Origin of the sequence: Moorena sp. SIO2C4 (assembly GCF_010672485.1) — a bacterium.
Taxonomy (GTDB): Bacteria; Cyanobacteriota; Cyanobacteriia; order Cyanobacteriales; family Coleofasciculaceae; genus Moorena; species Moorena producens.
The window spans coordinates 1-4,737 of record NZ_JAAHGN010000576.1 but is presented as its reverse complement, the minus strand read 5'-3'; the positions used below and the strand labels follow the sequence as shown (position 1 = coordinate 4,737).

General features: G+C 45.0%; 7 protein-coding genes. All 7 read right to left on the bottom strand.

Features of this window, described 5'->3' with window-relative positions:
- The coding region (locus F6K20_RS24815) for a class I SAM-dependent methyltransferase (RefSeq protein ID WP_287296403.1) at window positions 1-334 on the bottom strand (334 nt) is incomplete at its 3' end.
- A 41-nt stretch (window positions 335-375) separates the two neighbouring features.
- The gene (locus F6K20_RS24810) at window positions 376-558 is read right to left on the bottom strand and encodes a hypothetical protein (RefSeq protein ID WP_008179618.1); all 183 of its coding nucleotides are present in this window, start codon (window positions 556-558) and stop codon (window positions 376-378) included.
- A 135-nt stretch (window positions 559-693) separates the two neighbouring features.
- A complete protein-coding gene (locus F6K20_RS24805; protein ID WP_008179620.1) occupies window positions 694-1,230 on the bottom strand; it encodes a Nif11-like leader peptide family natural product precursor in 537 nt (178 codons plus the stop codon).
- Window positions 1,231-1,421: 191 nt separating this feature from the next.
- A complete protein-coding gene (locus F6K20_RS24800) occupies window positions 1,422-2,879 on the bottom strand; it encodes a zinc ribbon domain-containing protein (RefSeq protein ID WP_287255365.1) in 1,458 nt (485 codons plus the stop codon).
- Window positions 2,880-3,028: 149 nt separating this feature from the next.
- Window positions 3,029-3,277, bottom strand: coding sequence for a cyanobactin biosynthesis system PatB/AcyB/McaB family protein (locus tag F6K20_RS24795; protein ID WP_008179623.1), 249 nt, complete (start codon window positions 3,275-3,277; stop codon window positions 3,029-3,031).
- 104 nt (window positions 3,278-3,381) lie between these two features.
- A complete protein-coding gene (locus F6K20_RS24790; RefSeq protein ID WP_008179625.1) occupies window positions 3,382-3,537 on the bottom strand; it encodes a hypothetical protein in 156 nt (51 codons plus the stop codon).
- Window positions 3,538-3,570: 33 nt separating this feature from the next.
- On the bottom strand, window positions 3,571-4,737 hold a 1,167-nt coding region (locus F6K20_RS24785; protein ID WP_502708872.1), incomplete at its 5' end, for a cyanobactin maturation protease PatG family protein.

The following is a 4,737-nucleotide window of genomic DNA, read 5'->3' as shown; positions in this document are numbered from 1 at the left end:
CAACCTCAATCCACAGGAGTGAAGCTGGTACAGGCAGACGGTAGGCACGGGTATCAAGTCCTGCTCCTAAGTTCAGAACTGCATCGACTCCCCCTTGCTCAATACTCTGGATAATCAACTCGTCCATAACACAGGTGCGCACGATACACCCAGGGGCGTGGGCCTCCTGCTGGGGCATTTGCTGCAACACCTGCTGTCCCCGAGTTCCCGCCAAAATCCGGGCATAGGGATCCTGAAAATGAGCGTCTGGGCGATCGCTCTCCAGAACCCGATAGAAGGCTGTGAGGAAGGCTGTATCAGAGATGTCTTGAACGGGTAAGGAAGTAAGACTCATGCTCAGACTCCTGAAGGATCATTCCTACGAGACAATTAGTGCTAGATAAGAGAGCCTATAGCTGCCGTTAAAACTGGAGTTACAATTGGAGCTACAGCCTCCGTAACTCTAAGAACATCATCTATAGTGTCACTAGCTTCAACACCATTGACACCATTATTCAAGGACAGGGTAGTCCCGGAAACTTTTCGTTGAATGGGTGCAGTTTGTTTCGGTAATTTCATGATTATTTCTCCTGAACTAGGCTGTTACTTACTTGATTAGATGTGAGTTTTCGCCTAACACATACCCTAACCAAGGGGGGACATGCCCAGCTTGAATGGGAAGTTTCATCACCGTTTCTCCTGAATCAAGTTTAATCAGATTCCCTGTGCGACCTCTTCAACATCTTCTGCTGTAAAGGAATAACCTTCCGCTTTACCGAGTTTGACTAGAACTTGGGCAAGGTTGCCTTTGTCAGTTGTTGTCTGCAGCTTCTCACTTAGCTTTTGTTGCAAGGCTGGATCTTGTTTAACATCTGTCAGAAAGTGTTCCAGGCTTCCCTGGGCCAATTTGTAGAATGCTGAGATCAGCTCCTCAACAGAATTAGCACTCCACGATCCAGGCATTGTCATCACATCTTGAGCGGCAAAGTTGTAACCACCCTGAGTTTTGGCGAGAGCCAGCAATTGTTCGACAAAGGCACCTTTATCCGTTATCTTGTTCAGTTCTGCTTGCAGATTAGGGTCGTTTTGAACAACCCAGGAAAAATGTTGCAGGTTGCTTTGTTTCTGTAGCTTTGCCAATAATTTGTCAACAATTTCAGTCAGTTGAACCGTCGGCTCAGCTTCTGAGGTACTCGGAGGTTTGCTTTTTTTTTTGGCTATTGTTCGATAAATGGCCTGGTGAATATTCATGGCTTTTATTACTAAGTTGAATCCTGGAGTTAGTTAGTCGAGCCAACACCATCAAATCGGGATACTCTTAAACCGGTATTAATTGGGACAAACCAATATCAAACGGTCAAGGTGCATTTTCTTGTTGCCTGAGTGAGGAGTGGTCATGAACCATTGGAGTAAGTCTTCCACTCATCTTTTCTAGGCGTTCCTCAAATCCCGTTGAGGAGTTCCTTGAAAGCCTTAGTTTTGGTATGCTTAGAGTCAATCCATCCAAGCTCGACTGCATCAAGCAGACTAAGTCCCATCCCTTTCAAAAAACGCGCGGTACGACGCAACAATACGGCCTGAACCTCGGTCTTGTTCATGTACCGAGAAATCTCCTTGTCTGTACCTCTGGCAAGGATGTTCTTAGCAGCATTGCAGTCAGCCTGTAACACGACCCCATCAAATCCGGTAAAATTGTCCCCAGTCCTTTTCCCCAACAGGGTTCCATTTCTGGAGTCAATTTGCGACGTGTAACTAGGCTGAACTTCTGTGACAAGCGAGCCAGTCCAATCAGCCCATTTCTGCAAAGAATCTCGCATAACTCCTTTCATCCAACTATTGAGTTTGCGGGACACGGCCTTAGACTGGCGCTTATTTCGGATCGGCTGTGTTAAATCTTCAGCAAACACCTTTAAAGATTCCCCATTAAAAAGAGACTTAGAGGCTGCTCCTATTATCGCCGTCAGTTCTGATTGATTTTTTCTGTAACGGCGATTTTCTGTTTTTCTGGTCAGATTATTTTCGAGTATTCGAGCCGACTTGGCCGGGTCTATTTTTTCTAGTTTTCTATGAAGTGCCCAAAGCTTACCCCTGTTCCGGTTCTTTGCACATATGCGCTCAGACTTTTTGGTGGCTACTTTTCCTAGTTCTTTTCCGTGAGCTTGACCCTCTGAGTCATAGAAAGCCTCAGTGTAACCCTTGTCTACTCCTATACTCCGACGTTCAGATGAAATCTCTACGGTTCCATAGTCTACCAAGAAGTGAATTTCAAATCTTTGCAGGAGTTGGTTGTGGATTAACCTTATTTGTCCTTTTATTTTTCGGTTAGACCTAACAACTATCCTGTTCCTCTTCCCTCTTTTTAATCCAGCTATTTCTAACTGGTAAGTATTACGGGAAAGTCTTTTGCATTTGTACCCTCCTTGTTGATAGACTATCTGGTTTTTACCCCAAGAATGTCCCCGCTGAAATTCCTTTCTGACAAATCTGTGTAAGAGGGAGTTATCGAGGAAAGCTACGGTCTTAAGTTGTTTGCAAAGCTCTTTCCGCTTCTTTTGGTTATCTTTCCCAGGGAACCTTTTGTAAACCTTTTTAATTACCGCTTCAGTGCAAGCAGCTTGGCTCGCTGTAATGGCCTTGGCTACATCACTGACCGTCCATTCCATCAATTTAGAGGGCAATCCCAGGGATTCGGGACTTCTAAAACTCCTGACTTCTGGGTATGCTTTTTTCCAGTCGAGTCCCCAGTAGCTAATGCTTCCCAATTTGTTGTAAGACTCAGAGCGAACCACACCAAGTTTTTTCATAGTAGACAGTAACTCAAGCTCAACCGACTTTGCTATCCCCACTACAGGGACGATTTGAGTCGATATCTTCCTGGTTGCTCCTACTTTTTTTGGCATGGTCGCAAAACTCTGTGTCCTATTTTAATTATACCATAGCGCTAGTAAATTGTCCATGTCTGATTTATACGGTTAAATACATTATTATCCCTATTTTTAGGGGTTTGGCTGCGAGGCGCTCAACTTCTAAGCTAAGCAATACTTCAACTCTAAAGCCCACCATAGGTAGCTGAGCATCTTGCTCTTGACTGTCCAGAGAATATCTGACAGCCACAGAAGTTGGCTGGCATCAAGAATCTCATGGGATTGTTATAGTTGGCACCATGAAGTAAATCAAATTTAAGGTTGCGCAACTCCTCCACTGCCCCTGCATCTATTAATATTTGCAGGTCTACTGTTGTGGAAGGGTCAATCAGGTCTGGTCTTTTAACGGGTACAGATTGCTTCGGTAGTTTCATAACTTGATCGCGTCATGGATGTTTACCTTTGTTAATGGTTGTTGATGGGTCTGTAACTACCTAGCACAGACCAGTTTCCCTCATCAAATCCAATCAATTTGGACTCAGAATTTGAGGGTTACTTCCAAGCCTGATGCACCTGATGTCCCTCTCAGTATTTCCTCAAAGGCAGTAGTGCTAGGTTTAACCCCTTTCTCGTTAGATATTGCTGCTGAGGTGGAAGGACGTTGAACAGGTACAGCTTGCTTAGGACATTTCATGGCCGTTTCTCCTTTTTTAAAAAAAATATCTGACTAGAGCGCATCCCAAATTCTGGGTTGACCCATGGTCACCGGCATAATATCGCTAACATCAATTGTATATCGCAGGATTTTTTTGGCTCGTCTATCGTTTTCTGGGTCAAAGAACTTAAGCTTGACATCCCAGCAGTCTGAATCGACTCGGCAGAAGGGGCTTCGTTCAACCCCAATGGTATCAAGCTGCATAGACCCAGCAGTTGAACTCGACGAAGTCTGTAGTACAGTCACTAAGGCATCTGCAAACTGAAAGGCATTGGTCGCAGCATAGTTGAAAGCACGTTCTTGGGAGGTTTGACCAAGATTACGCAGATCGTAGTAAATGCGTTGTAGAAACGCTCTTAATGCATAATCGGTCGCCTCAATCAATTGATTCAACAGGCTTTCATCTATGCCGCCTGCCATAACTGCGTTAATGACATCCTGGATTAAGATCTCAATGTGCCAACCGTACAGTCCTCGCAGATTATACAGTTCAAGTACAGGAACAACTTGACCAGAGAATAGTTGAACGGTTTTACCTGTTAAAATTCCTGGGATTGAAACTTTATCGATGTATCCTTTGTTGTAATCGTTCTGGGCAATTTGTGGCAAAGCCTGCCCCTCTAGAAACTTGCTCAATTGCTTGTACACCAATTGAGCAGATGGACCTTTCGCCTCAATAGCATAAATGGGGGTCAGCTCTAGATTCAATGTCCAAATCAGGGATTGAGTTTCTGATAGGTTGTCTGTTCCCTCATTACGGCGGACTTCATAGTCGTTCTGGCTATCTAGCTGCAGATCACCATTGCCATCGAGTATGGGAGTACCCAGAAGATAGTTAGTCATCTGCCTCACATCAAATGGATTAGCAGGAACAGCAGTCTCAGTATTTTCATTCTCTGCTGAAACTTCTCTATTAACGTTTTGAGAATCCACTAAGGGCATCAGCTGCTTAAAGCTATCTTGACGAGCCTCTGTGCCAAAGTCATAGCCAATGGTGCCGATTGCGTAAACCAAAGCCTTTGACCCACTATCACAGCCACATCCCATGGAAGGGACGACACCGCTGGGGGTAACCCTAGTAGGAGCAACGGTGTTAGCAGCTATAGCGGGTACCGCACCCATCTGCCCATAATGAACCGGCATTCCCTGTTGAACGGGCGTGGCGTGCTGAACCGGTAA

Bases quoted from the DNA above. Each gene is read 5' to 3' on its own strand.
- F6K20_RS24810 (WP_008179618.1), bottom strand. From the start codon at position 558: ATGAAATTACCGAAACAAACTGCACCCATTCAACGAAAAGTTTCCGGG.
- F6K20_RS24805 (WP_008179620.1), bottom strand. From the start codon at position 1,230: ATGAATATTCACCAGGCCATTTATCGAACAATAGCCAAAAAAAAAAGC.
- F6K20_RS24800 (WP_287255365.1), bottom strand. From the start codon at position 2,879: ATGCCAAAAAAAGTAGGAGCAACCAGGAAGATATCGACTCAAATCGTC.
- F6K20_RS24795 (WP_008179623.1), bottom strand. From the start codon at position 3,277: ATGAAACTACCGAAGCAATCTGTACCCGTTAAAAGACCAGACCTGATT.
- F6K20_RS24790 (WP_008179625.1), bottom strand. From the start codon at position 3,537: ATGAAATGTCCTAAGCAAGCTGTACCTGTTCAACGTCCTTCCACCTCA.